The sequence below is a fragment of the Hymenobacter roseosalivarius DSM 11622 genome, from assembly GCF_900176135.1.
Taxonomy (GTDB): domain Bacteria; phylum Bacteroidota; class Bacteroidia; order Cytophagales; family Hymenobacteraceae; genus Hymenobacter; species Hymenobacter roseosalivarius.
Map to the genome: position 1 here is coordinate 19687 of NZ_FWWW01000052.1, position 22693 is coordinate 42379.

Genomic DNA, 22693 nt, shown 5'->3' on the forward strand with positions numbered 1-22693 from the left:
GGCTATACTACGGTGGCGGGCCGCTGCCGCCGCTGATTCCATTGGTCGAGCACGGGGTGAATGAGTACGCTGAACAGAATGACCAGCGTGCCCAGATAAAAGCCCCCCGACATCTTTTCTTCCGACCCAAAAATCAGCACGGCCAGCACGATGCCGTACACGGGCTCCAGGTTGGTAGTCAGGTTGATAACGAAGGCCGACAAACGCTTCATCAATTCAATTGAAGCCGAAAAAGCGTAAACCGTACACACGCCGGCCAGCACCAGCAGCCACACCCAATCCCAGGCGGCCAGGGTGAGCCGCAGGCCGGCACCATCGGTAAAATACAGACTATAAACCGGGAAAAACAGTACCACGGATAAGCAGGCACCCATCATCTCATAAAACGTCAGGCGCAGGGGCGAATGCTGTTTCACGAGCTTGACATTGAGCACGCTAAACAACGCCGACAAACCCGCCGACAGGATGGCAACACCCAGCCCCAATAGTTGGTCAAACTCGGCCTGCGACACCAGATACAGCCCCACCATCGTCAGCAAACCCAGGAAGACCTCGTAGCTCCGCACTCGCCGCCACAGCAACAGGGGCTCCAGCAGTGAAGTCCAGAGCGCTAGCGTCGCCATGCCCGCCAAGCACACGCTAACGGAGGAAAGACGAGCCGCCAAGAAGAAGGTAATCCAGTGCACCGCCACCAATGCGCCCACGCTTAGCAACCGCACCGCCTGGCCCAGCGGAATGCGCGGGCTTTGCTTTTTGAGGGTAAGCAGCAGGCCTAAGCCGATGGTAGCCAGCAGCGTCCGCCAGAATACCAGCTCCACCGGCGGCACCGAAATAAGCTTGCCCAGAATAGCTGTGAAGCCCCACAACAGGACAATAAAGTGCAGGCGCAGGTAATCTTTGAGCATGTTTAAGGGGTGATTTCTTATTCATTAAAGAGTTGATGCCCACTCTGGTAGTGACCTCAATCCCTAGCCCATTCTCCTCGGGGAGAAGGGGGGACTAGCTCTAGAAACTAAGAAACTAGAAAATATAGTTAGGTCTATAGAACTAGAAACCAGTTCCCCCTCTCCTTGGGGCAGGGGGCTAGGGGGTGAGGCCTCCGTTGAACGGCTAGGGGTTGAGGTACCTATTTCGGTACCAGCCGATACAAAACAAGGCCAATTACCGAAAACACCATACTAGGGACCCACGCCGCCAGCATCGGCGACATCGTGCCTACGGCCGCCAGGTTGCGGCTCAAAATCACGAAGAAGATGAAGATGAAAGCCAGCACGAAGCCCAGCGCGATTTTGCCCCCCACACCGCTGCGCGACTTACCCGCGCTTAGAATGACGCCAATCACGGTCAGAATGAGAATGGCGAACGGATAAGCGTAGCGCTCGTATTTTTCGCTCAGATACGTCTGTGTGTCGCTGGCACCGCGGTCGATTTTTTGCTGGGTGTAGGCGTTCAGCTCAGGCAGCGTGAGGGTTTCGGCTAGACGGTAGGTGCTGGCAAAATCCTTCGGATACAGGTTGAAAGTGGTGTCGCGCGTGGGATAGGACTTCAGGCTTTCGCGCTGCCCGTTGAAGGTGCGGACCAGCTGAGGCGAGAGGCGCCAGGCTCGTTTTACGGAGTCCCAGGTAATGGCGTCGGCCGTGAGGCGGCGCTTGAGCACGGTACCATCAATGGTTTCGAGGGCGAAGCGGTAGCCGATATTATTCGTGTTATCGTAGCTCTCCATGTAGGCGTAGCTGCGCGGACCTACTTTAATATGGACGTTGCGCTGATCGAAGCGAAACTGCCGCTTCGTGTACTTGCGCTCAAACTCTACCCGCGTTTTGTTGGCTTTCGGAATGATCCAGCCAATAAGCCCGAACGTAGCCGTACCGATAATTGCCCCCCCCAGCACATACGGCACCAGTAAGCGGGGAAAGCTGATGCCACTGGCCAGAATTGCCACTATTTCGGTGCGCGAAGCCAGCTGAGCCGTCACGAAAACGACAGCAATAAATACTGTTATCGGCGAAAGCAGATTGGCGAAGTAAGGAAATAGATTGACGTAGTAGTCAAAGATTATTGTCTTGGCCGACAGGTTGTACTTGATGAAATCATCGTTTTTTTCCGTGAAGTCAATCACGCAAATAACGGCCACCAGCATTATCACCGTGAACAAAAACGCGGTGAGAAATTTTTGGAGGATGTATTTATCGAGAATCTTCACTTTGTAGTCAATTAATAATGAGCAGTGAATAATGAGTAATTAGAACGGCATTGTTCACTACTCAATTATCCATTGCTCATTGATTTACAACCGCGTCATTACCTGTTTTACCATCTTCTCCTTCCACTCCCAGAAGGTGCCAGCGATGATGTGCGTCCGCGCCTGCCGCACCAGCCAGAGGTAGAAAGTAAGGTTGTGGATAGAAGCAATCTGGGGACCCAGCATTTCTTGGCTCTGAAACAAATGCCGAACGTATGAGCGCGAATAAAACGTACTCACGTAGCCGCCTAGTTCAGCATCAATGGGCTCAAAATCGGTGGCCCACTTCTTATTTGTGATGTTCATGATGCCCTGGGTGGTAAACAGCATGCCGTTGCGGGCGTTGCGCGTCGGCATCACGCAATCGAACATATCCACGCCCAGCGCGATGTTTTCCAGGATGTTGGCCGGCGTGCCCACGCCCATGAGGTAGCGGGGCTTGTCGGGGGGCAAAATATCACAGACCAGCTCCGTCATTTCGTACATCAGCTCGGCCGGCTCGCCCACGCTCAGGCCGCCGATGGCATTGCCTTCGCGCTGCTGCTCGGCGATAAACTCCGCCGACTTAATGCGTAAATCTTTGAAGGTGCTGCCCTGCACGATGGGAAAAAGCGTCTGCTCGTAGCCGTAGTGGCCCTCGGTGCTGTCGAAGCGTTGAATGCAGCGCGTGAGCCAGCGGTGCGTCATATCCAAGGAGCGGCGGGCGTAGTCGTACTCGCAGGGCCAGGGCGTACACTCGTCGAAAGCCATGATAATATCGGCCCCGATGGTGCGCTGAATATCCATCACGCCCTCGGGCGAAAACAAATGCTGGGAGCCATCAATGTGGGAGCGAAACTTGACGCCTTCCTCCTTGATCTTGCGCGTGTTACTTAAAGAGTACACCTGGTAGCCGCCGCTGTCGGTCAAAATGGGCCGGTCCCAGCCGTTGAACTTGTGCAAGCCGCCGGCCTGGCGCAGAATGTCAAGGCCGGGCCGCAGGTACAGGTGATAGGTATTGCCGAGGATAATCTGGGCCTGCACGTCGTGGGTGAGGTCGCGCTGCTGCACGGCCTTCACGGTGCCGGCCGTGCCGACGGGCATAAAAATCGGCGTCTCAATGCTGCCGTGGGCGGTGTGTACTACGCCGGCGCGGGCTTTAGTTTGCGGATCGTGGGCTACTAAATCAAAGGTCATATGTGCTGGAGGAGTTCCCGCAGAGGGCGCAGAGGGTTTCGCAGATGACGCAGAAGAACACCCTTCGCGACTTCTGCGAAACCTTCTGCGCCCTCTGCGGGAACCGACGTTAGAAAAGCAAAGGTACGCCGAATGCCTACTTTTGCCCCCTGATTTATACCGACACTTTGCCTTTCAACTATTCACCCGCCATTTGGCTGCTGCTCGGCTGCGTGCTGGTGCAGCTCTATTATGCGGGCTATTATTTTTTGTCCTTTACCCGGCGCCCGGTGCCTGATTTGCTACCCAAAGGTGCCGCAGAGCCTGTTTCGGTGCTGGTGTGCGCCCATAATGAGCTGGAGAACCTGCGTCGGCTGCTGCCACTGCTAATACAGCAAAACTACCCGGCGGACTTTGAGATACTTCTGATTGATGACCGCTCTACTGATGGCACGGCCGGCCTGGTTCAGCAGTTCACCCAGATTTACCCGCACATGCGTCTGGTATCGGTGCTGGCCACGCCGGTCGGGCTTTCGCCTAAGAAATACGCGCTTACACTCGGTATCAAAGCCGCCCGCTACAAGCACCTTCTCTTCACCGATGCCGACTGCTGGCCAGCTACGAATCAGTGGATCAGCACCATGCAAAGCGGCTTTGCCCGGCCCGCCGACCTAGTGCTTGGCTATTCGGCCTACGCGTCCGCGCCGGGTTTTCTGAATAAGCTCATCCGGTTTGAAACCTTGCTGACCGGCGCCCAGTATTTGTCGTTCGCGTGGCGTGGGTATCCCTACATGGGAGTGGGGCGAAATCTGGCGTATACCAAAAGCTGTTTTCAGGCTACCAAAGGCTTTGCTTCTCACTTGCGGCGCTTGGGCGGCGACGACGACCTGCTGGTGCAGGATGCCGTGGCGCAGGGGCAGCGAGTGGGGGTGCAAGCACAACCGGCCGCGCAAACTATTAGCTGGCCAGCCCAAACGTGGAGGGCTTGGTGGCGGCAAAAGCGACGTCATCTGTCGGCCGGCCCGCGGTATACCTGGAAAGATCAGGTCCGAATTGGAACGTTTATTGGTACTAATCTACTTTTTTATTTCACAGCAATTTTGCTCGTATTTTCCCGGCCCGATTGGATACCTTTGGCCGTCATATGGGCAGTGCGCACGGGGGCGATGAGCGCAACCTACGCGCGACTCGGCCGTCACTTAGCCGACCGTCTGCCTTTTTGGCTGTTACCAGTCCTCGACGCAGCTTATTTTTTTAATTATCTCGCTCTGGGAATTTCGCTGTTCCTCTACCGCACCCTCCGATGGAAGTAAACAACCAGGAAATACAGAAACAATTCTCCGCCAAAGCCAAGCATGACTTCAAGCTGATCCGCGCCGCCGTTGAGCAGGGCGACGAGAAAGCTTACGCCGAGCTCATGCAGATTTACAAGAAGCCGGTGTACCACGTAGTGCTCAAGATGGTGCGCAACCCCGACGACGCCGAAGACTTAACCATCGAGGCCTTCGCCAAAGCTTTCCGCAACCTGCACAAATTCAACCCCGAATACGCCTTCAGTACCTGGCTGTTCCGCATTGCCACCAACAACTGCATCGACTTTATTCGCAAGAATAAGATCAAGACGATGTCGATTGACTCGGCTATCAAGATTGACAATGGCGATGAAATCACCATCGATTTCCGCGACCAGAACCTGAATCCCCAGGAGTCGGCCATCAAAAACCAGAAGATTGAAATCATGCAGCACGTTGTGTCGCGCCTGCCCGATAAGTATCAGCGCCTGGTCACGCTACGCTATTTCGATGAGCTGAGCTACGAAGAAATCGCCACTGAGCTTAAAGCCCCGCTCGGCACCGTGAAAGCCCAGCTGCACCGCGCCCGCGAATTGCTCTATGACATGGTGAAGAACAAGAAGCACATCATTTAAAAAAGCCCCCCAGATATTTTCTGGGGGGCTTTTTCTATACATTTAGTTATGCCGTACTTCTTTATCCTTCCAATTTTTGTCTTGTGGCTCGTGGGGTTATTGATGGCTGCGGTAGCAGTAAGATTTAGCGCTAGTTTTCGGCCTTGGAGCATTTATTTAGTTGCGGTAGCAATTGGGTCCATTCCAGGTTTTCTGCTGGGTAACATTGCTTTATTCGTTGGGGCGCTGGGTGTGGCTAAACTCTTGGCGTTGCTTTCGCTTCCTCGTATACTTCAGCCCCTACAAATGCTTACCACAGCAGCTACCATTTTTATAGGACCGTTCGTTGCCTCGGCAATTGGTAGCCTGGTTGGTTCATTGTTAGGAATTATTACTGTCTGGCAGTTCAGGCGGAGAAGACAAAGGCTGCTTCTTTCCGTCTAACAAGCGCATTTCCGCGCTACTTTTGCCCCATGGACCTGATTCAGCACTACTTTCCCCACCTCACCGATCAGCAGCGCCAGCGCTTTCAGCAGCTTGAAGGCGAGTTCAAAAGCTGGAACGAGCGCCTGAACCTCGTGGCGCGCACCGATGTAGAAAACCTTGCGGAGCGTCACTTGCTGCACTCTTTAGGTATTGCGAAGGTAGTGGAGTTTGCCGCTGGTAGCTCGGTGCTGGACGTGGGCACTGGCGGCGGTCTGCCTGGCTTGCCGCTGGCTATCCTATTTCCCGAGGTGAAATTTCACCTCGTTGATAGCATTGGTAAGAAGATCCATGCCGTACGGGAAATGGCGCTGGCACTGCACCTAGCCAATGTGACGGCCGAGCAAACCCGCGCCGAGCAGGTACGCCCCAAGTTTGATTACGTCGTCAGTAGGGCCGTAGCGCGCCTGGCAACCTTTCATACCTGGATTGCTCACCGCTACAAGCCTGCCAGTGCTGCCAACAGTGGTCTTTACTATCTGAAGGGCGGTGATTTGACGGAGGAAATAGCTGAAGCAGGATTGCCAGCCACGCTTTTTGAGTTAAGCGCCTATTTCACCGAAGAGTTTTTCGAGACAAAAAAAGTCGTTTTTGTACCTGCTACCGCTGGGTAGCAACGCGCCACGGCGCGTTCGACGTAAGGGCCATTGGGGGGTATTTTCTGCTAAAACAGGATCATTATGGACGCTAAACGCGCCACGGCGCGTTCCTGGGAAGCACCCATAATAGCAGGTATAAATCTTTACGCCGGTACTTCCGCGGTCAAAAACTCAATAGCCCGGCGCTCCGAGTAGTAGGCACCATCAGGGCTACCTTCAGGAAAACCTACGTGGCCCCCTTCGCGGGGCGTTTCCAGGAACACGAATTGGCTATTAGCTGCCGCGTCGCGGGGAAAGCACGCGGGGGGCAAAAATGGATCATTCTCCGCATTCACTATCAGCGTAGGCACCCGAATATCCTGTAAGTAGCGCCCCGAGCTGGAATGCTCGTAGTAATCGTCGGCCGATTTGAAGCCGTGCATAGGAGCCGTGAACCGGTCGTCGAACTGCAAAAAGTCGCGCAGCTCATCAAGGTTTTCTACATTCACCTGCCCCGGCAGCAACTCGGCCTTCTGACGCATTTTGGCCCGTAGCGACTTCAAAAACCGGTTCAAATACACCCGGTTTTCAGGGCGGGCGATGTGCTGAGAGCTGGACTTAAGATCAGTTGGGACTGAAAACACGGCGGCCCGCTGCACCTGGGCGGGTACGCGGTCAGTCTTCTCGCCTAAGTATTTTAGGGTTACGTTGCCACCCGCCGAAAAGCCAGTGAGATATATGCGGCGGTAATGGCCAACCCCAAGAGCATAGCGCACCACGAAATCGAGGTCGTCGGTGTCGCCGAGGTGGTAAGAGCGAAGCAGCCGATTCATCTCGCCGCTACAACTGCGGTAGTTCCAGGCCAGGGCATCGAAGCTGGCGCGGTTTAGGGCCCGCACCATGCCCCGCACGTAAGGCCGGCCAGCGTCACCTTCCAAACCATGCGAGACGATGGCCAATGTATCAGCTCTCTGGCCTGCGGAGGCCTGCGACCAGTCCAAATCTAGAAAGTCGCCATCGTCAGTTTCTACCCGTTCGCGCTGGTAGCGCACGTCGGGTACCGAGCGCCACAGGCTGGGCACGATGGTTTGCAAATGGCCGTTAAACATATAAAACGGCGGCTGATAGCGGGAGTGCGGGATTAGCGGCATATGCCAGAGAGCGTTGAATTGGCGTTTGCCCGGCGGTGTACTCTAAAATACAAAAAAATTCACTCTTAAAAGTATACAAACGAGAAAAAGTTCGTCATGCATACCTTCGCTGTTTAGTTAAGGATGACAGGGCTGGATAGTACAGTACAGCGTTCATTCAGTTGTTTGCTTCGGCGTTAAGAGAAAGTCGAGGGGAGCTATTTGGTATTTCCATCCAAAGCCTTACCTTTGCCACCCCAACTGAATTTTAAATCGAGCAGAACGTCACTATTTCCATCTCATGGCGAATCATAAGTCGGCCCTCAAGCGCATCCGTTCCAACGAAGCCAAGCGCGTGTTGAACCGTTACCAGGCCAAATCTACCCGCACCGCTATCAAAAAGCTGCGTGCTGCCACCGATGCTACCGAAGCACAAGAGCTGCTGAAGAAAGTATCGTCCATGCTGGACCGTCTGGCCAAAAAGAACATCATTCACAAGAATAAGGCAGCTAACAATAAATCTAGCCTGACCAAGTTCGTGAACTCGCTGGCTGCCGCTTAATTTATTTAAGAGGCTTTCTGCTCCATCATAGAAAAGGCCCTGCGCGCAAGTGCAGGGCCTTTTCATGTTTGTGTCATTCTGAGCAAAGCGAGTAATCTGAATACCACCTGTCGAACTCAGATTCCTCACTTTGCTCAGAATGACACTTAAGCCACGCTTACCTTCACCATGTTCGTCTTGCCTTTCTCGTTGATAGGTATAGAAGCCGTATTAATAAATACGTCTCCCTGTTTTAGGTTGCCGGTGGTGGTCAGCACATACTTGATATCCGACACGGTATTGTCGGTGCTCACCATGCGGTCGTAATAGAAGGCGCGTACGCCCCACACTAGGCTTAACACCGTCAGCAGGTCGCGGGTGTCGGTGAAGACGAAGATATCAGCTTTGGGGCGGTATTTGGCAATTTGGAAGGCCGTATAGCCCCGGTGCGTCAGGCCGGTAATGGCGCTGGCTTTGGTATTACGGGCTAAGTGCACGGCCGCTGACAGCACGCTGTCGACCATAAAGGACGGCGCGGCCGGGTCGATGGGGTGGAAGCGATGGAAAATATTATTAGCGTGAGTCTCAACGCTACGGACGGTGTTTACCATGGAGCGAATTACCTCTACCGGATACTCACCCACGGCCGTTTCGGCGGATAGCATGAGGGCATCGGCGCCATCGAGCACAGCGTTGGCTACGTCATTGGTTTCGGCGCGGGTGGGGCGCGGATTTGTAATCATACTTTCCATCATCTGCGTAGCAACAATGACGGGTTTACCGAGCTTATTGCACTTCTCGATAATCATCTTCTGAGCCAGTGGCACCTCACCACCGTTTATCTCCACACCCAGGTCGCCGCGGGCCACCATTACGGCGTCGGTCAGCGCAATGATCTCGTCGATGTTGCGTAAGGCTTCCGGCGTTTCAATTTTCGCAACCACGCGCGTCTGCTTACCGCTTTCTGCAATCAATGATTTAATAAAGCGGATATCCTCAGCCCGGCGGGCAAACGAGAGGGCTACCCAATCCACGTCGTGTTCCAGACCGAATTTCAGGTCCTCAATGTCCTTCTCCGTCATCGAGGGGGCTGATACGTCTGAGTCAGGCAGGTTTATGCCTTTGCGAGGCTTCACAAGGCCTCCGTATATCACTTCCACGTCTACTTCCTGCTCACGGTCGGTGGCCAGCACCCGTAGCTCAATTTTGCCGTCGTCAATCAGAATCATGTCGCCCGCCTTCACATCGCGGGCCAAGCCCATGTAAATGGTGCTTAAGCGTGTGGCGGTGCTGATTTCCTTTTCCCCGCACACGAGCTTAATCTTATCGCCGGGCTTAATTTCAACGCCACCGCCTTCTACGTCACCGAGGCGGATTTTGGGTCCCTGCAGGTCTTGCAGCAAGCCTACATTGGTGCGGATATCCTTGTTCAGGCGGCGCACATTGTTAATTACAGCTAAATGGTCCTCGTAAGAGCCGTGCGAGAAGTTGAGGCGAAACACATCGACCCCCTCACGGATAAGCGTACCCAGGCGTTCGTACGTGTTAGAGGCGGGGCCAACGGTGGCCACAATTTTGGTTTTATTGAAATGCGGACGAGGTTCCATAAGCAAGTAGCACCAAGCTCCAGCTTGGTGAATCAGTGAACGATGAGGTTGGGGGGCATTTTATACTGCTGAAGAACCAAACTGGAGCTTAGCTGCGCCGTCCTTTGGTTGGTGTTACATCAAAACAGCAGGTTTTCTTTAAACTTCAACTCATTAGGGTCGAACTGGCATACGTACTGCACAGCAGGTAAGGCCGTGAGTTGGTCCATCAATTCGCTGGCTGCTAGGGCACCCGAACCATTGCTAACCTGTAGCAGATAGTCGTACTCTTTAATATCAGGGGCAAGAAACGGCTTTTTTAGTGGCGATGGGTCTGCGGAGCGGTTGCGCAACAGCCGTAAAGTAAGCGTTTCAGTGGCGTACAAATAATTGCTGATAACTAAACGACCTTTTGTTAAGAGGTCATATACCAGGTCCTGCTGCTTCACCAAGCGCAAGCGTAGCGCCTGATTCAGCGTCCAGGCCAAGGTATGTTCCCGGCTCGATGAAACGAGGCCAAACAACTCAAAATCACAGTCATACTCAACGTCCAGCGTTAGCATTTTCATAGGGTGCTTGCGGGCTTAAGCAGAACAAAACAACGGACCGCAGGAGCTTACAGGAACTGGCTCGGCCGTAATCTTGTATCTGCAAGATTCGGGGTGGTTGGTTTGACAATGTTAGGGAAGTTAGTGTTATTTGTGCCGAGTTTTCTCTAAACCCCCACGGAAATGTCTGAAATTGCAGAAAAAGTAAAAGCCATTATCATCGACAAGCTTGGCGTTGAAGCCTCGGAAGTAACGCCGGAAGCGAGCTTCACCAACGATTTGGGCGCCGATTCATTGGATACCGTCGAGCTGATTATGGAGTTCGAAAAAGAATTCAACGTGTCTATCCCCGACGACCAGGCCGAGAACATCGCCACCGTGGGTCAAGCTATCAGCTACCTCGAAGAGCACGCCAAATAACCTGACGGCTTCTAAGCCGTACCCCGTTTTATTGCTTACCGGCCGGCCCGCCGCCGGCCGTTTTGCTTTTTAATTTCTCCCGTTAGCCTATGTCTCTTCGGAGAGTTGTTGTGACCGGCCTTGGTGCCCTTACGCCTCTTGGCAAAACCGTTACCGAATATTGGGATGGCTTGTCGAGGGGCGTAAGCGGTGCAGCGCCCATCACGCGTTTTGACGCCAGTAAGTTCAAGACCCGCTTTGCCTGCGAGGTAAAAGGCTACAACCCGGACGATTATTTCGAGCGCAAAGAAGGCCGTAAGATGGATTTCTTCACGCAGTTTGCCATCATTGCCAGCGACGAAGCCATTCACGACGCGGGCTTGCTGGAGGGAGTAAATCGCGACCGGGTAGGTGTTATCTGGGGCTCCGGTATCGGTGGCCTCAAAACCTTTCAGGAGGAGTGCTTCAGCTTTGCTAAGGGCGACGGCACCCCGCGCTACAACCCCTTCTTCATCCCGAAGATGATTGCTGACAGCTCGTCGGGCAACATCTCTATCCGCCACAAGTTTCGGGGGCCAAACTTCGTGACGACCTCGGCTTGCGCGTCCTCGTCCGACTCTATTGTGGCCGCTTACAATTATATCCGCCTCAACCTGGCTGATGTAATGGTAACCGGCGGCTCAGAAGCGGCCATTACAGAAGCAGGAGTAGGTGGCTTTAATGCCCTGAAAGCTATGAGTGAGCGCAACGACGCGCCCGAGGCGGCCTCCCGTCCCTATGATAAGGAGCGGGACGGCTTTGTACTTGGTGAGGGCGGCGGCGCTATCATTTTAGAAGCATATGAGCACGCGATAGCTCGGGGGGCAAAAATCTACGCCGAGATAATCGGTGGTGGTATGTCTTCGGATGCTTACCATATCACGGCCCCCGACCCTGAGGGCAACGGCGTGGTGTTGGTGATGCAAAATGCTCTGCGTGACGCCGGTATCGGTCCTGAGGACGTGGATTACATTAACACCCACGGTACCAGTACGCCCCTCGGCGATGGAGCCGAGGTGAAAGCTATTGAGAAGGTATTCGGTGAGCATGCTTACAACCTGAATATTAGCTCTACCAAGAGCATGACCGGTCACTTGTTGGGTGGGGCTGGTGGAATTGAGGCCATAGCGTGTATTCTGGCCTTACAGCACGGCGTGATTCCGCCCACCATCAACCACTTCACTGCCGACCCCGAATTAGACCCACGCCTAAACTTTACTTTTAACGAAGCGCAGAAGCGGGACATAAATATTACGCTGAGCAATACTTTCGGCTTTGGGGGTCATAATACGTCGGTTCTGTTTCGCAAATTTCAAGGCTAATGACACGGCCGGGGCAGCCACTTCCACTGTTCGGATTCTTCCGGCGGTTGCTGGGGCAGGATAGGGTTTTTCGCCAGGCCATTGCTACGGTCACCGGCCGCGCTCCGGATAATATCCGGCTGTATCAGCTGGCGTTCACGCACTCGTCATTAGTGCGCCAGCAAAATGATAAAAGCCGTAACCAAAGCAATGAGCGCCTGGAGTTTCTGGGCGATGCCGTGTTGGGTACGGTGGTGGCTGAGTATCTGTTTCGGAAGTACCCTTACGAGCAGGAAGGGTTCCTTACCGAGCTGCGCTCCCGCATCGTAAACCGCGAAAGCTTGAACGCGCTGGCGCTGAAAATTGGGCTGGATAAGCTGGTGCAGCTTGATCCGACCCAAAGCCGCGCGGCCCGCTCGCGGTCTGTGAATGGCAATGCCTTGGAGGCGCTGGTGGGGGCTGTTTATCTGGACCAAGGCTACAAAGCGGCCCGCAAATTTGTGCTGGCGCGCCTGATTAAGCCTTACGTGGATGTCAAGTCGCTCACGACGACGACTGCTAACTTCAAAAGCAAGCTTATCGAGTGGACGCAGCGCCAAGGCAAGCATTTGCGCTACGAGTTGGCTGGCGAACCCCAGATGGGTGGCGTAATGGAGTTTTCGGCTACCGTATTCGTGGATGACGAAGCCGTAGCAACGGGCATGGGCCTCTCGAAGAAACAAGCCGAACAGACGGCAGCGGAGCGGGCCTTGACGGCGTTGGGCGTGTAAAGTTTAGGTCAGGTAGTGGGTTTCCGCAGAGGAGCGCAGAGGCAAAACGCCTAGGTTCGCCGAGATTTAGGTAACTCTGGGGGGCAAAAAGTAGTTGTTGGCTAAACTATTCTATCTTTCCATGCGACTAGCCGGCGCGGCCCTGAACCAGATTCCTTTTGATTGGCACCATAACCTGCGCACCATCCGCGAAGCCATTGAGCAGGCGAAAGCGGCCAGTGTCGATTTGCTGTGCTTGCCTGAGCTGTGCCTGACGGGCTACGGCTGCGAAGACCTATTTCTGAGTGACTGGCTATCGGCGGCGGCGCTGGAATATTTGCAGCAGATTCGGTCGTGGACGGACGGTATTCTGGTTTGCGTAGGGCTACCTGTACGCATTGATGGCCGTACATATAACACCACCGCCGTGCTGCGCGACGGCGAGATTCTGGGCTTCGCGGCCAAGCAGTTTCTCGCCAACGACGGCGTGCACTACGAGCCGCGCTTTTTTAACTCCTGGCCTGCGGGCGAAACCACGACCATTAAGTTTCAGGATGAAGCGTGGCCTCTGGGCGACCTGATTTTTGAGCACCAGAGCGTGCGTTTTGGCTTCGAGATATGCGAAGATGCCTGGCGCCCAGCCGCTGACCGGCCCGCTGGGCGCTTAATGGAGCGCGGAGTACAGCTTATCGTGAATCCCTCGGCCAGCCATTTTGCGATGAGCAAAACGGACGTGCGCTACCAGCTCGTATTACAGGCTTCGCGCAAGTATAACTGCACTTACCTCTACGCTAACCTACTCGGTAATGAAGCGGGGCGTATTATTTATGATGGCGAAATACTAGTGGCGCGCAATGGGCATCTGCTGCTGCGCAACCAACTGTTGAGCTTCAAGGAAGTCGATCTGGAGTGCGTGGATGTTGATTTCACTGTTGATTTGCCCCCTACGGATGTTGTGCCACTGCCCGCGCCCGATGAATATCGCGAGTTGAACCAGGCCCTTAGCTTAGCGTTGTTTGACTATATGCGGAAGGCCCGCAGCCGCGGCTTCGTGCTCTCCTTAAGTGGTGGCGCCGATTCGTGTATGTGTGCCGTGGCCGTGGCCGAAATGGTGCGCCTGGGCACCGCTGAGCTAGGCACGGCGGAGTTCATGCGCCGTGCTGGTTGTTTTACGGCCGAAGAAATTGCTACACTAGTCGGCCCCGTTGCACCCGTGCCCGACCATCATGCGCCCGGCCCCAAAGATGCCTCGCTCAGCCTCCTCAACCAAGAGCAGAAGTCAGTCAATCAAAAGATTACCAGTCGCTTGCTCACCACTGCTTATCAGGGCACCGTTAACTCCTCCGATGATACTTTTCAGTCGGCTAAAGAGCTAGCTGAGGAGCTGGGGGGCATTTTCTTTGATTGGACCATCGATGAGGAGGTGCGTGGGTATGTCGCCAAGATCGAGCACGCGCTGGATCGGCCGCTGACCTGGCAGACTGATGACCTGGCCCTGCAGAATATTCAGGCGCGGGTGCGGGCACCCGGTATCTGGCTGCTGGCCAACGTGCAAAACTGCCTGCTGCTCACTACCTCCAACCGGTCCGAAGCTTCCGTAGGCTACTGCACCATGGATGGCGACACGGCCGGCAGCATTTCGCCCATTGCGGGCATCGACAAGGATTTTGTGAAAAAATGGCTGCGCTGGGCTGAAAAGGAGCTAGGCTACCATGCTTTGCGCCACGTAAATGCCCTACAGCCCACGGCTGAGCTGCGACCTCTGGAAGACAAGCAAACCGACGAGCGCGACCTGATGCCCTACGTGCTCCTCAATCGTATTGAGCGCCTGGCTTTTTACGACCGACTTAGTCCCCGCCAGGTGCTGGCTACGCTGGTGCGGGAAGAGACCACAATAACCCCCGAACAGCTCAAAACCTACGTCAGGCGCTTCTACTCGCTGTGGGCGCGCAACCAGTGGAAGCGCGAACGCTACGCGCCCGCCTTTCACCTCGATGATTATAACGTGGATCCGCGCTCTTGGCTGCGCTTTCCTATTCTAAGCGGCGGCTTCACCCAGGAGCTGGCCGCGCTGTAAGGACGCGCGTTGCCCGCGCCTAGTTGTTGCACCATTTTACTAGTACGCGAGGGTAGCGCCGCGCCCAATGGCTGGGCGCGTGCAATGCGCCCCTACAAACCACTACCTTTGCCCTTATATCTCTTTTTCGCCTTCGCATGACATCGCTGCTCGCTTATATTACCTGGGACGTTGCGCCCGAAATTGTTAAGATCGGTCCGCTCACGCTGCGCTGGTACGGCCTGCTGTTCATGTCGGGCTTCGTGCTGGGCACTTTCGTGCTCTCGCACATCTACCGCTCCGAGCGTGTGTCGCCGCAGTGGGTCGATGTAATTACGGTGTATATGCTGGTGGGTACCGTAGTGGGGGCGCGTCTCGGGCACTGCTTATTTTACGACCCTGGCTACTACCTGACTCATCCCCTTGATATTCTTAAGATCTGGGAAGGCGGCCTGGCCAGCCACGGTGCTACGCTCGGTATTTTGCTGGCCGTGTGGTACTTCAGTCGCAACAATAAGTTTGATTACCTCTGGACCCTCGACCGCATCGTCATTGTGGTGGCGCTGGGCGGCGCGCTCATTCGCTTGGGCAACCTGTTCAACTCCGAGATTTTTGGCCATGAAACCACGGTGCCGTGGGCGTTCAAGTTTGTGCGCGATACGGAACACCTAGTGAATGGGGTAGCCGTACCACGCCATCCCACTCAGATTTATGAGTCGTTGTTCTGCGTGTTTCTGCTGGTGTTATTGTACCTGATGTGGAATCGTACCAAGGAAAAAACGCCCAGGGGACAATTATTTGGCTTGTTCGTGGTGCTGCTGTTTACCTTCCGCTTTTTAATCGAGTTTTTGAAGGAAGATCAGTCGGACTTTGAGAACGGCATGGTGCTGAATATGGGCCAGATACTGAGCGTTCCGCTGATTTTCGTCGGGTTGTGGGTGCTGCTGCGCGCCGGCAAATGGCCGAATAACCCCTTCGGATTTGCCCCCCGCGACTTAGAAGAAAGAGCCGCCGCCGAGAAAGCCGAAAAAATGGTGAAATCGAAGTAGCCTATTTTCAAGATCACAAAAAAGCCCCCCAGAGCGAATCCGAGGGGCTTTTTTGTGGCTATAATGTTGCCAGTGCTTCCTCATATATTAGTCATTGGCCCCCGATGTTCACCCCAGATTTCGATTGGCCCTGCAAAGTATACTGGTAAATCGATCCTTCTTCCGTGCTGATAACCAGGGTCTGGCTGTCAGTGAAAACAATACCTTCCGTTTGGCCCACGCCCGGCAGGTTTATACGCTGGGGTGTGGCTTTAAGCAAGGCCTGAAACGTATCGCCCTCGTACAAAAACAACTCCTCCTTGCCCAGTAAGGCCAAGCGTTTACCGTCAGGGCTCAGGTCAGCGTCCGTCACCTCACCGTTGATGGGCAGGCTGGTGAGGAGGCGGGCCGTTTGCTGGCCGGGCTTATCAGATACCGCGTAAACCTTGCTGGTGGTTTGGTTGGCCCGGTCACGGGTGAAAAGATAAACCATGCCGTCGTGCCAGAGCGCTGCCTCGCAGTCGAAGTTGCGCTCGCTTTTAGCAGGTGGAAATTTGCGCTGGTCGGCGTAAGTAAATCGGATGGTGCCTATTTGCTTGGGACTGGCCGGATTGAGACGGTAAATAGCCAGGTCCTGGCGGCTATTATTATTGTTTCCGGCATCTACCACGAATAAATTGCCACGGTTGTCCTGTGCCAGGCTTTCCCAGTCCTGGTTTGGTACGGAAAGCCGGGTTTCATACAGCAGCTTGCCCGTCGCGTCGATCTTGTACAGGATAGGGGAGTTGCCGGCGTCGCCGTGGGTGTAAAAGGTGCCAGACTGATCGGCGCGGGCCAGACCCGAACTTTCGGGTACTGCATTATTGAGCGAGCCCGTGCGGCGCAAGCCTGGTATTGATTCTTCGATAAGACGATTTTCCAGGCTTTCCTGCTTCTCCTTCTTTTTGCCCGTCTTGCCACCTGATGCTGCTTCGTCGGATTGAGCCTGCGAACAGCTACAGGTAAGTAAGGCGCTGATTGACAGCGTGACGACGGGTAGTAAGCGCATATACGAGAGTGTAGAAACCTAAAAACGTTGCCTTGCCCGGCGGACATAAGCAACGGTAGCGCTTAGCTATACGCATTACTCCGCTCAGGGTACGGGGTCGAAGCCGTGACCACCCCACGGGTGGCAGCGCCCAATGCGGCGCAGAGCTAGCCAGCCTCCGCGCCAGGGGCCAAATTTGCCGATGGCCTGGGCCGCGTAGGCTGAGCAGGTAGGCTGAAATCGGCAGCTGGCTGGCGTCAGGGGTGAGATAAAGTGCCGATACACCCAGATAAGGGCAAGAAAAAAGCGCCGGAACAGGGAAGCCATGGGGAAGGGTTGAGTAGGAAAAGTACGCAGTGGTATTACGAATTCTCCCGTCGTAGTACCACTATCGTCGAACGACTCTGGCGTAGGTAGGCGTCAGCAACGATAGTGGCACTACGAATTGCCCAACGGGCTTCGTAGTGCCACCCTGCCTTACTACTCCCGGCAGATGCGTAAGTTTGGTAGCTGATACAGAATGCTCTTTCCAACTAACTTTTTCATTCTCATTACTCACCCTTATGCTGAAAAAAATCTGGGCAAATGCGTTGCTGCTGGCGCTGTTGCTGCCGATGGCCGCTCGTGCCGATGAAGGAATGTGGCTGCCGATGTATGTGAAGCGCCTCAACTACGTCGATATGCAGAAGAAAGGTCTGCAACTGACGGCCGAAGAAATCTATGATATCAACAACGCCAGCCTCAAAGATGCGGTGGTGCAGTTGGGGGGCTTTTGTACGGGCGAATTTGTGAGCGGCCAGGGTTTGCTGCTGACCAACCACCACTGCGGCTACGATGCCATTCAGAGCCATAGTACGCCCGAGAAAAACCTGCTTGCCGACGGCTTTTTCGCCGCTAATAAGAGCGAAGAAAAACCCAATCCCGGCTTGTTCGTGGATATTCTGGTGCGCATGGAAGACGTAACGGGTCAGGTGCTGGAGGGTATCACGCCCCAAACGCCGGAGCAGGAGCGGGCCGCGCTGGTGCAGCAGCGGCAGAAACAATTGGCTGACGCTGCCAAAGAAAATGGCCAGTACGTAGCCTACGTGCGCGATTTTTTTGCCGGCAACGAGTACTACATGTTTGTATATCAGCGCTTTGGCGATGTACGCCTGGTAGGCGCCCCACCCGAATCAGTGGGCAAATTTGGGGGCGACACCGACAATTGGATGTGGCCCCGCCACACCGGCGACTTCTCCATGTTTCGGGTGTATGCCTCCAAAGACAACAAGCCCACCACCAGCTACGTGGCTGATAATGTGCCGTATGTGCCCAAAAAGCATTTACCCGTAAGCCTGCAAGGGGTGAGTGAAGGCGACTTTGCGATGGTGTTTGGCTTTCCGGGCCGCACGCAGCGCTTTTTGCCCGCCGCCGGCCTGCAGCTCACCCTCGACCAAAGCAACCCGGCCCGCATTAAGCTGCGCGATACCCGCCTGAAACTCTGGAAGGAAGATATGGACGCCGACCCGGCGCTTCGCCTCAAATACGCCTCTAAGTACGCCAGCATTGCCAATTACTGGAAGTACTTTATAGGCCAGAACGAAGGTATGAAGCGCCTGAAAACGGTGGATAAGAAGAAGGCGGAAGAAGTCCAGTTTGCCCAGTGGATTGCGGCCGACCCCGCCCGCCAGCAGCTCTACGGTAGCGCGTTGCAGGATATCAACCAGAATTACGCGGCCCTGCGTGAGTTCAACCTAAGCAATGTGTACCTGAATGAAGCCGCTTTTGGCACCGAAATCATGACGTTCGCGGCTCGAATGCTGCCCTTGTATTCGTTGCTGAAAGACCCGAACGCCGACAAAGCCGCTATTCAGAAGGCTACAGCCGATTTGAAAGAGCCCGCCGCCGAGTTCTTCAAAGACTACAGCGCCCCAACGGATAAGAAGGTGTTCGCAGCCCTGATGGGTCTGTACTACACCGACGTGCCCAAGGCCCAGCAGCCGGAGGTGTTTCAAACGGTAGCCAAACAGTATGGTGGCTCCATGAAAAAGTACGCCGACTATGTATTTGGCAACACCTTCATGACCTCACCAACGAAGCTGAACGCATTTCTGGCGGCGCCTACCTTGGCCAAGCTGGAGGCCGACCCAGCGTTCAAGACGATGAACTCGGTGTACACGAACTACGTGCAGAAAATTTCCCCCCAGCTTCAGGCCAGCCAGGCTACTATGAGCCGGGCTAACCGCCAATACGTAGCGGGCCTGCGGGCCAAAAACACCGATAAAGTGTATTCGCCTGATGCCAACTCCACGCTACGCCTGAGCTACGGCACCGTGCGCTCCTACGAAGGCCGCGACGCCGTGAGCTACGACTATCAGACGACGGGCCAAGGGATTCTGGAAAAAGAAGATGCCTCGAACCCCGAGTTCGTGGTACCCGCTAAGGAACTGACATTGCTGAAAAGCAAGGATTTTGGTCCCTACGCCAACAAAAACGGCCAGCTGCCGGTAGCGTTCATCACCGATAATGACATTACGGGGGGCAATTCCGGCTCGCCCGTCATCAACGGGCGCGGCGAGCTGATCGGGCTGGCCTTCGATGGTAACTGGGAAGCTATGACCGGCGACCTGGCCTATGATCCTGACCTGAAGCGGTGCATCAACGTAGATATTCGCTATGTGCTGTTCTGCGTGGATAAGCTCGGCGGCGCTAAGCACCTCGTCGATGAAATGACAGTGGTAAATAAGGGTCCTAATCCGGGTGTAGGGAACATCGCTGTCAGTACGTCCAACCAGGTAGATGGTGCTGGTGAAGCCGGGAAGATGAAAACCAAATCGCCTGAGGCTGGCAAGATCAAAATCAAGAAGAAAAAGGACAAAGAAAAAGCTGAGGCCAGCGCAGAGATGTAAGGCCACGACTCTGTTACCTTTTGAAAAGCCCCCCAGACTAATCTGGGGGGCTTTCTTATGTGCAATACCTTCACGCTAGGTAACAAATCATTCGTCAAATAATTTCTTTCTATACTTCTGGTATATATGTGGATTTAAATAAACATATGTATTTGATTAATAGCCTCTTGTAGCTTAGATAAGTTATAAGAGATGAAGTATTGGTGAGAGCAGTTAACTTCAAAATAACTCATTCATATATATTATTATACTTATTTTAAATTATGAAACTCATTGGTAAGCAATCATAAGCTTTGCTAGGTAAAATATAGGACTTAGTGCCTCATCTTACTACTAAACAGATTATAAACACAACCACTTGATAACAATGCTTATCAAATGGTTTATTTAATGGTGATTAAAAATATAAATTCATAGGTATGTTATGAGTAAGGTGATATATAGATACCTATTACTTATACTTTTACAATAATTGTTGAATAATAGGAATATTCGAAATAATTGTTGCATTTTATATGCAAAAGAACGGCCGCCTATTTAGTTTTGAAGAAGTTTAAAGGCAATTAAATAATAGAATTTTTCAATCCGAACCTTTCAGTACTTACGCAGTTGGTGTTAAAGATTATGTAAATCAAGTAGTTGCTAAAGCAATAAAAGCTGCTTCAGCAACCTAAAAATCCTCCCCCAAGCGCTCTAAAAGCTGTTTCACAACCGCAACTGCGTAAGTTCTACCCTTTATAAGTTTGTAAAGCCTAGTCAGTATCATAGAAATAAATGAGTACCCTGCTCATTTACTCCGCTCTTCTACCTCTGCAACTCATTTCATATGTATCAAATCTTTACCCATCATCCTAGTGGGCATCACACTAACTCAATGCTCAAACGCAGCTTTGACCTATGCTTCTCCTTGCTGGTGGTCGTGCTCGTGCTTAGCTGGCTGGCACCCCTGCTGGGCCTACTGATTAAGTTCGAGAGCCGCGGGCCGGTCTTCTTCAAGCAATTGCGCACGGGCAAGCATGGTAAGCCTTTCTACTGCCTGAAGTTTCGCAGCATGTATTTAAGTGCCGAGGCTGACCGGAAGCAAGCCAGCCGGGGCGACAGCCGCATTACCCGCATCGGGGCCTTTATTCGTAAGACCAGCATCGACGAGCTGCCCCAGTTTATTAATGTCCTGCGCGGTGATATGTCTGTGGTGGGCCCGCGGCCCCACATGCTGCAGCACACACTCGACTACACCCAGTGCATCACGAACTTCATGGAGCGCCACGCCGTCACACCCGGCATCACGGGCTGGGCCCAAATTAAGGGCTACCGGGACGAGACGCGCGAGCTGCAGGCCATGGAGCACCGGGTACAGGCCGACATCTGGTACTTGCGCAATTGGTCTTTCTTCCTAGACGTGCGCATTGTGGCTCTGACTATACTGCAAGCCATCCGTGGTGATGAAAACGCTTTCTGAAAAAGTCTTTTAGGAATGAAGTATTTGCAGACTAAGCTTGCATGGTCTGCTAAGAACTTGATCAGTTGAAGCTTAACGCGTCTTATAAGCTTTTTGGAGTTCCTTCATTTCCACTGCTAATCTATCAAGTTGTTGGACCAGTGCTGTTGCTTTCTGTCCGTAGGCAGCTTGTTTATCTGTCCACACCAAAAACTGCTTTAGCTCCTCCTTCGCATAGCGTAACAGCGTAGCCGCGTTCTCCAAAAATTCTTCTTCTGGGTTCATAATATGGTGCTTATCAATCACCAAATATACTCAGTAAGCTAAAGAGCCCATTTCAATAGATTTTCCCGAGCTTAATATAGGATGTCAATTCTATAAAAAGGTTGCAGAATTCATGCTACTTAGATGGTACAAGTATTTGATCTGCTATTAGTTTTACTCAGAAATGTTGTAATGAATGCATTTGACTATTCATTATTATATAATGTACAAGCTGACCAGTACATTATATGATAATGACCTAAATTAGGTGTATTTAGTAAGCGTCTTATTACAATAAATGGGCAAAGCCACAGATTTGCCGCGAAATTTGCTAAAAGGGGCTGAAGCCAGTATGGGCTTCTTATCCCATTATTATGCAAAACGGCTATTTATCGTTAGGAGTCTTATTTCTATCCTTTACTGCTTCTACTGTAAGCGCTGGCAACGGTCCCGGCGTTCGGGGGGCGCGAGCGGCGGCGCTGGGCAACGCGTCCGTTACAATCACTGATGTTTGGGCAGTAGGTAACAACGTAGCCGGGCTCGGTCAGGTAAGTCAAACCAGTGTCGGCTTCTATGCTGAAAACCGCTATTTAAGCTCCGCATTCAATACGGTGGCGCTTGTGGTGGCTACGCCGGTTGGTTCTGTACATTCCGAAAAGCCCCCCAGCCGAGGTGTAGTAGGCTTCGAAGCGCAGCGCTTCGGAAACAACTTGTACGCTGAACAACGCCTGGGTTTAGGCTACGGATACCGGGGCGGACAGATCAGCGTGGGTGGCCGCGTGGACGTGTTGCAAGTCAGTATTCAGGGTTTGGGAAGCCGAAGGGTAGTAGCTGCTTCTCTGGGCGGTCAGGCCGAGCTGATTCCAAACCGCCTGGTATTCGGGGGATATTTGTATAATCTGAACCAAGCGCGCCTGGCTGCTTATGAAGATGAGCGGGTGCCCACCGTGCTTAAAGCGGGCCTTTCGTACCGCCCCACAAGTAAGCTAATGCTGAATGTGGAAACGGAAAAAGATGTAGAGCAATCCGCTGATTTCAAGGCTGGTATTGAGTATCAGATGCTGGAGACGCTGGCGCTCCGAGCCGGCTTTGCTTCGCTCGTGGAGCAAACTACGGCTGGAGTAGGCTTCAAAGCCGGCCGCTTTCAGATTGACTATGCCGCGGCCTGGCAATCAGCACTGGGCTTGAGTCAGCATGTGGGAGTGAGCTTGCAGTGGGCTAAAAAGTGAGGACTGCTTACAAAAAAGCCCCCCAGGATATGCCAATGCTGTGGGGCGCACACGACGAAACGCTAAGATGCGCAACTGCCAGCAAACGTAGTTGGTGTCGCGCTGT

Annotated in this window: 22 protein-coding genes; 13 read left to right on the forward strand and 9 right to left on the reverse strand. The window is 53.5% G+C overall.

Translation table 11 applies throughout. The annotated features are described in order from the left end of the window. Window positions 1–2 precede the first annotated feature (2 nt). The 3 genes from B9A24_RS06290 to tgt all read right to left on the reverse strand — a co-directional run bounded on the left by B9A24_RS06290 (window position 3) and on the right by tgt (window position 3418). A complete protein-coding gene (locus B9A24_RS06290) occupies window positions 3–905 on the reverse strand; it encodes a DMT family transporter (protein WP_084444330.1) in 903 nt (300 codons plus the stop codon). A gap of 221 nt (window positions 906–1126) precedes the next feature. Continuing rightward, on the reverse strand, window positions 1127–2203 hold the full coding sequence (locus tag B9A24_RS06295) for an LptF/LptG family permease (protein WP_084444331.1): 1077 nt from the start codon (window positions 2201–2203) through the stop codon (window positions 1127–1129). Between the two features lie 84 nt (window positions 2204–2287). Next, window positions 2288–3418: a tRNA guanosine(34) transglycosylase Tgt gene (gene tgt / locus B9A24_RS06300; protein WP_084444332.1), complete on the reverse strand. Its 1131-nt coding sequence runs from the start codon at window positions 3416–3418 to the stop codon at window positions 2288–2290. A 167-nt stretch (window positions 3419–3585) separates the two neighbouring features. Between tgt and B9A24_RS06305 the strand changes: the two genes are divergently transcribed. From B9A24_RS06305 to rsmG, 4 genes are read left to right on the forward strand one after another with little or no spacing between them, the layout of a single operon-like run. After that, a complete protein-coding gene (locus B9A24_RS06305; RefSeq protein ID WP_159451965.1) occupies window positions 3586–4710 on the forward strand; it encodes a glycosyltransferase in 1125 nt (374 codons plus the stop codon). Then, window positions 4701–5324, forward strand: coding sequence for an RNA polymerase sigma factor (locus B9A24_RS06310; protein ID WP_084444334.1), 624 nt, complete (start codon window positions 4701–4703; stop codon window positions 5322–5324). The genes B9A24_RS06305 and B9A24_RS06310 overlap by 10 nt, the downstream gene beginning before the upstream one ends. Window positions 5325–5372: 48 nt before the next feature. Then, the gene (locus B9A24_RS06315) at window positions 5373–5747 is read left to right on the forward strand and encodes a hypothetical protein (RefSeq protein WP_084444335.1); all 375 of its coding nucleotides are present in this window, start codon (window positions 5373–5375) and stop codon (window positions 5745–5747) included. A 29-nt stretch (window positions 5748–5776) separates the two neighbouring features. After that, window positions 5777–6400: a 16S rRNA (guanine(527)-N(7))-methyltransferase RsmG gene (gene rsmG / locus B9A24_RS06320; RefSeq protein ID WP_084444336.1), complete on the forward strand. Its 624-nt coding sequence runs from the start codon at window positions 5777–5779 to the stop codon at window positions 6398–6400. Between the two features lie 128 nt (window positions 6401–6528). On the opposite strand, the gene B9A24_RS06325 is transcribed toward rsmG, so the two are convergent. Further along, window positions 6529–7515, reverse strand: a complete 987-nt coding sequence (locus B9A24_RS06325; protein ID WP_084444337.1) for a YheT family hydrolase — start codon at window positions 7513–7515, stop codon at window positions 6529–6531. Window positions 7516–7795: 280 nt separating this feature from the next. Between B9A24_RS06325 and rpsT the strand changes: the two genes are divergently transcribed. After that, entirely contained in the window at window positions 7796–8056 is a 261-nt protein-coding gene (gene rpsT, locus B9A24_RS06330; RefSeq protein WP_084444338.1) for a 30S ribosomal protein S20, read from the forward strand. Between the two features lie 146 nt (window positions 8057–8202). Here the strand turns inward: rpsT and pyk are convergent, their stop codons facing one another. Both pyk and B9A24_RS06340 read right to left on the reverse strand, forming a co-directional pair. Next, entirely contained in the window at window positions 8203–9642 is a 1440-nt protein-coding gene (pyk, locus tag B9A24_RS06335; RefSeq protein WP_084444339.1) for a pyruvate kinase, read from the reverse strand. Between the two features lie 119 nt (window positions 9643–9761). Next, window positions 9762–10190: an IPExxxVDY family protein gene (locus tag B9A24_RS06340; protein WP_084444340.1), complete on the reverse strand. Its 429-nt coding sequence runs from the start codon at window positions 10188–10190 to the stop codon at window positions 9762–9764. Between the two features lie 162 nt (window positions 10191–10352). Here B9A24_RS06340 and B9A24_RS06345 point away from each other — a divergent pair, with 162 nt between their 5' ends. The 5 genes from B9A24_RS06345 (at window position 10353) to lgt (ending at window position 15762) form a co-directional block, all read left to right on the forward strand. Continuing rightward, window positions 10353–10589, forward strand: a complete 237-nt coding sequence (locus tag B9A24_RS06345; RefSeq protein WP_073109216.1) for an acyl carrier protein — start codon at window positions 10353–10355, stop codon at window positions 10587–10589. An 89-nt stretch (window positions 10590–10678) separates the two neighbouring features. Then, window positions 10679–11929, forward strand: a complete 1251-nt coding sequence (fabF, locus tag B9A24_RS06350) for a beta-ketoacyl-ACP synthase II (RefSeq protein WP_084444341.1) — start codon at window positions 10679–10681, stop codon at window positions 11927–11929. Further along, window positions 11929–12678 carry a ribonuclease III gene (gene rnc / locus B9A24_RS06355; RefSeq protein ID WP_084444342.1) on the forward strand — a complete coding sequence of 250 codons (750 nt, stop codon included), beginning with the start codon at window positions 11929–11931 and terminating at the stop codon, window positions 12676–12678. Before fabF ends, rnc begins: the two co-directional genes overlap by 1 nt. Window positions 12679–12799: 121 nt before the next feature. Beyond that, window positions 12800–14734: an NAD(+) synthase gene (gene nadE, locus B9A24_RS06360; RefSeq protein WP_084444343.1), complete on the forward strand. Its 1935-nt coding sequence runs from the start codon at window positions 12800–12802 to the stop codon at window positions 14732–14734. Between the two features lie 137 nt (window positions 14735–14871). Continuing rightward, window positions 14872–15762: a prolipoprotein diacylglyceryl transferase gene (gene lgt / locus B9A24_RS06365; RefSeq protein WP_143434793.1), complete on the forward strand. Its 891-nt coding sequence runs from the start codon at window positions 14872–14874 to the stop codon at window positions 15760–15762. A gap of 91 nt (window positions 15763–15853) precedes the next feature. Here the strand turns inward: lgt and B9A24_RS06370 are convergent, their stop codons facing one another. Then, complete coding sequence (locus tag B9A24_RS06370) at window positions 15854–16789, reverse strand: hypothetical protein (protein WP_084444344.1); 936 nt, start codon at window positions 16787–16789, stop codon at window positions 15854–15856. Window positions 16790–16873: 84 nt separating this feature from the next. Beyond that, window positions 16874–17095, reverse strand: a complete 222-nt coding sequence (yidD, locus tag B9A24_RS06375; protein WP_084444345.1) for a membrane protein insertion efficiency factor YidD — start codon at window positions 17093–17095, stop codon at window positions 16874–16876. A 236-nt stretch (window positions 17096–17331) separates the two neighbouring features. On the opposite strand from yidD, the gene B9A24_RS06380 reads away from it, so the two are divergent. Together B9A24_RS06380 and B9A24_RS06385 are read left to right on the forward strand one after the other, a co-directional pair. Further along, complete coding sequence (locus B9A24_RS06380; protein WP_084444346.1) at window positions 17332–19656, forward strand: S46 family peptidase; 2325 nt, start codon at window positions 17332–17334, stop codon at window positions 19654–19656. A gap of 826 nt (window positions 19657–20482) precedes the next feature. Further along, a complete protein-coding gene (locus tag B9A24_RS06385) occupies window positions 20483–21115 on the forward strand; it encodes a sugar transferase (RefSeq protein WP_084444347.1) in 633 nt (210 codons plus the stop codon). 72 nt (window positions 21116–21187) lie between these two features. Here the strand turns inward: B9A24_RS06385 and B9A24_RS06390 are convergent, their stop codons facing one another. Continuing rightward, window positions 21188–21403 (reverse strand): hypothetical protein, encoded by a 216-nt coding sequence (locus B9A24_RS06390; protein WP_084444348.1) that lies wholly within the window; start codon window positions 21401–21403, stop codon window positions 21188–21190. Between the two features lie 329 nt (window positions 21404–21732). Between B9A24_RS06390 and B9A24_RS06395 the strand changes: the two genes are divergently transcribed. Continuing rightward, entirely contained in the window at window positions 21733–22587 is an 855-nt protein-coding gene (locus tag B9A24_RS06395; RefSeq protein ID WP_084444349.1) for a hypothetical protein, read from the forward strand. Window positions 22588–22693: the final 106 nt, after the last annotated feature.

Bases quoted from the DNA above. Each gene is read 5' to 3' on its own strand.
- B9A24_RS06395 (WP_084444349.1), top strand. From the start codon at position 21,733: ATGCAAAACGGCTATTTATCGTTAGGAGTCTTATTTCTATCCTTTACT.
- nadE (WP_084444343.1), top strand. From the start codon at position 12,800: ATGCGACTAGCCGGCGCGGCCCTGAACCAGATTCCTTTTGATTGGCAC.
- B9A24_RS06345 (WP_073109216.1), top strand. From the start codon at position 10,353: ATGTCTGAAATTGCAGAAAAAGTAAAAGCCATTATCATCGACAAGCTT.
- fabF (WP_084444341.1), top strand. From the start codon at position 10,679: ATGTCTCTTCGGAGAGTTGTTGTGACCGGCCTTGGTGCCCTTACGCCT.
- B9A24_RS06380 (WP_084444346.1), top strand. From the start codon at position 17,332: ATGCTGAAAAAAATCTGGGCAAATGCGTTGCTGCTGGCGCTGTTGCTG.
- pyk (WP_084444339.1), bottom strand. From the start codon at position 9,642: ATGGAACCTCGTCCGCATTTCAATAAAACCAAAATTGTGGCCACCGTT.
- rsmG (WP_084444336.1), top strand. From the start codon at position 5,777: ATGGACCTGATTCAGCACTACTTTCCCCACCTCACCGATCAGCAGCGC.
- B9A24_RS06315 (WP_084444335.1), top strand. From the start codon at position 5,373: ATGCCGTACTTCTTTATCCTTCCAATTTTTGTCTTGTGGCTCGTGGGG.
- rnc (WP_084444342.1), top strand. From the start codon at position 11,929: ATGACACGGCCGGGGCAGCCACTTCCACTGTTCGGATTCTTCCGGCGG.
- B9A24_RS06325 (WP_084444337.1), bottom strand. From the start codon at position 7,515: ATGCCGCTAATCCCGCACTCCCGCTATCAGCCGCCGTTTTATATGTTT.
- tgt (WP_084444332.1), bottom strand. From the start codon at position 3,418: ATGACCTTTGATTTAGTAGCCCACGATCCGCAAACTAAAGCCCGCGCC.
- B9A24_RS06340 (WP_084444340.1), bottom strand. From the start codon at position 10,190: ATGAAAATGCTAACGCTGGACGTTGAGTATGACTGTGATTTTGAGTTG.
- B9A24_RS06370 (WP_084444344.1), bottom strand. From the start codon at position 16,789: ATGCGCTTACTACCCGTCGTCACGCTGTCAATCAGCGCCTTACTTACC.
- B9A24_RS06290 (WP_084444330.1), bottom strand. From the start codon at position 905: ATGCTCAAAGATTACCTGCGCCTGCACTTTATTGTCCTGTTGTGGGGC.
- B9A24_RS06385 (WP_084444347.1), top strand. From the start codon at position 20,483: ATGTATCAAATCTTTACCCATCATCCTAGTGGGCATCACACTAACTCA.
- rpsT (WP_084444338.1), top strand. From the start codon at position 7,796: ATGGCGAATCATAAGTCGGCCCTCAAGCGCATCCGTTCCAACGAAGCC.
- lgt (WP_143434793.1), top strand. From the start codon at position 14,872: ATGACATCGCTGCTCGCTTATATTACCTGGGACGTTGCGCCCGAAATT.
- B9A24_RS06310 (WP_084444334.1), top strand. From the start codon at position 4,701: ATGGAAGTAAACAACCAGGAAATACAGAAACAATTCTCCGCCAAAGCC.
- yidD (WP_084444345.1), bottom strand. From the start codon at position 17,095: ATGGCTTCCCTGTTCCGGCGCTTTTTTCTTGCCCTTATCTGGGTGTAT.